Below are 2533 nucleotides of genomic sequence, written 5' to 3'. Positions count from 1 at the left end.
CGGAGGCCAGTCCGGCACGGAGACCGCGACCAGGGCCATATCGACGTCCACCGCTTCGCTCATACCCCCAAGGTCCCGGCCCAGGCCGGGGTAGCGGGTGTTGAAGCGCTCGACGGCCACCTCGGTGGCGAGATGCAGGCGGTCTCCCTCCGGTGTGAGGATGGGGAGGTCCTCCAGCCCCCGCAAGGGCGGGTCCGCCGGCTTGACGGCAGGCACCGGAGCGCCATCCCGGCCTTCGGCCTGCAGCGACGCCTGCCGCTCGGCGGCGACGACCGCCTCGATCATGCTCGCCGCCTCGGCCAGGCTGAGGCCCGCCACGTTGGTCTGCTCACCGGCCTCCATCGGGCGGCCCTGGGCGTCGACCCGCGCCGACGCCCATAAGGTGTCAGGCGCTTCCGAGCGGACAAGGGCGTAGGCCCCCCCATCGGGCATCGGATGGACCATCGCCCTGCCACCGACCAGCCAGTCGTCGGAGACGCCGCGCAAACTGCGCCCGACCTCGCCCGCCTGGGACTGGTCGACCACAGCCTTCAGGGCCTGGCTGACCGCCGAGACCGCCTCGATATCGGAACGCGAAACGGCTCGTTCCGCCGCCATGGCCACGACATGGCCCATCTGCTCGGCGAGGTACTTGGAGACGGGGGAGAGCGGCGGGGTCCGCGATTGCGCCTGATCCACATGATTGGGCAACGCCTTCAGGTGGGGGGCCGCCGCCTGCACGGCCATCCAGCCCGCCGGGTCGCCGGAGATGCCGTTGGTCTCGATCTGGATGGCGCCGGCCTTGCGCCCCGCCTCGGCGAGTTGATCCGCAAGGGTGCGATCCGACACCCGGATCCGCACGAAGCCGTCCTGCGCCTTGACATCGCGACCGGTGGCAAGCAGATCAGGAACCCGCCTTTTCAGGTCGTTGAGCATTTCCGTTCCTGACCCGGCTCGGAACGGAGCGCGATCTCGACGCGACCCCGGCTCAGGGTGGCCGTCGCGGCCGCATCGGCGAGGGCCAGCACCGTCTCGATCTGGGAAACCCCTACCGCGGGAAGGGGCTCCCTTCCGTTGGCGGGTCTTGAGTCTCCGGCCAGCGAGAACGCCCGGCCGGAGAAGACGGGGTCGCCCTTACGGGCCGCCACCCGGCCGGGTTCGATGGATTCCCGTGCCCGTTTGGCGGCGACGGCGGCGGTGTCCTCGATGACCAGCTGGACCGCTTTGCGCCCAAGGTCCGGATAGTCCTTCAGCACCGCCGCCGGTACATGCTCACCCGAAGTCACGGCCTGGTTGACCATGGACTTATGCAGGATGGCCAAAGCCTTGCGTTCGTCGCCGCCATGCAGGTTCTGTCCAACCTGGAACAGCACCTTGCCGGTGGCGTCCCGCAGAATGTAGTTGGTGTTGGTCTGACCGGCCTGCAGACCGGTGCCCACGGTTTTCTCCATCCGGACCAGCTGTTGATCCTCGGGCATGTCCGGCCGCCGGGCCATGGCCATGAACTCGCTCTGCCGGGTGTAGTGGATGGCCAGGCTGGGCGCGGCCGCATCGGGCACCACGCCGGGCGCATGCACTCCAACCGCCCCCTGTCCGATGCCGGGCTGCCCCAGCCGGTAGAGGGCACTCGGCCCCGACATGCGCCGCCGTGTCAGGTCGGATTGCGCCGCGATGGCGGCCTCCGCGGCTCGGGTCACATCGTCCGTGTAGCCCGTCCTGCCCCCATCCTTGAGGACGGCATACCCCATCTCACGGAGGAGGCCGCGCACCTCGGCGTAGTCCTTGCCACCGGAGACCAGCTTGTTGACGATCTCGGCCCCCGTGGCCGGCTTCGACCTGTACCTGAGGGCGAGGCGCTGCTGCGCCGCCGCCTCGTCCGACATGCCCGCCTTGCAGAATATCTCGGCAGCGCGGTAGCGGTCAAAGCCATCAGCCGTATCGAAGACCCGGCCCTGCTCGTAGTACCTGGCGGCCAGGCGGCCGTTCATCGCCTCGCCGACGACACCCTCGAATGTCTTCCACCCCTGCTTGGCCTGCACGAAGGCCAGCTTGTCCCAGGGGCGCAAAACGTGCCGCATGGCCCTCTTGGCGCCGGCGAACCAGGATTGATCGCCCGTCCATTCCTCCTTCGTGAAGGGCTGGTGCGTCAGCGACCGCTCGGCCAGCGACCGGAAACGGCGCAGGATCGGGGCGCCGTCGCCCCGGCGGATGGCGGCCGCCAGGCGGGCGAAATTCTCCGCCAGCCGTTCGTCGGCGCCAAGCTGGGAGATGCCGGACTGCTTGCGCAAGCCGTCGATCTGCGCCTGGACCTGCCGGTTGCGCTCGGTGAGCCGGGCGAAACGGGCATCGTCGGGTGTCAGGGATCGCAGCTCCTTCCTGCCCTGCTTCAGCTCCTTCTCCAGGGATTCAGCGCTCACCTCGCGAATGGCGCGGTCCAACTCCGGTGCCAGCCGCTCCATGAGCTTGCGCTCATTTTTGGTGAGAAATGGCAGCAGGGTCCGCATGCCCTCATAGTATTCGGTTTCCCACGGTCGGAACGGGTGGGTCGAAGCTG

The 2533-nt window shown here is 68.9% G+C and carries 2 protein-coding genes; both read right to left on the bottom strand.

Features of this window, described 5'->3' with window-relative positions; all coding sequences use genetic code 11:
• Positions 1-915: hypothetical protein (locus I55_RS32080; RefSeq protein ID WP_044564795.1), on the bottom strand; the 915-nt coding region annotated here is incomplete at its 3' end.
• Positions 900-2533: hypothetical protein (locus I55_RS32075; RefSeq protein WP_211100327.1), on the bottom strand; the 1634-nt coding region annotated here is incomplete at its 5' end. The genes I55_RS32080 and I55_RS32075, both read right to left, overlap by 16 nt.

Origin of the sequence: Azospirillum sp. B4 (assembly GCF_000333275.1) — a bacterium.
In the GTDB taxonomy this organism is placed as follows: Bacteria; Pseudomonadota; Alphaproteobacteria; order Azospirillales; family Azospirillaceae; genus Nitrospirillum.
The sequence above is the reverse complement of the archived record's forward strand: the minus strand, read 5'-3'. Positions and strand labels throughout refer to the sequence as shown.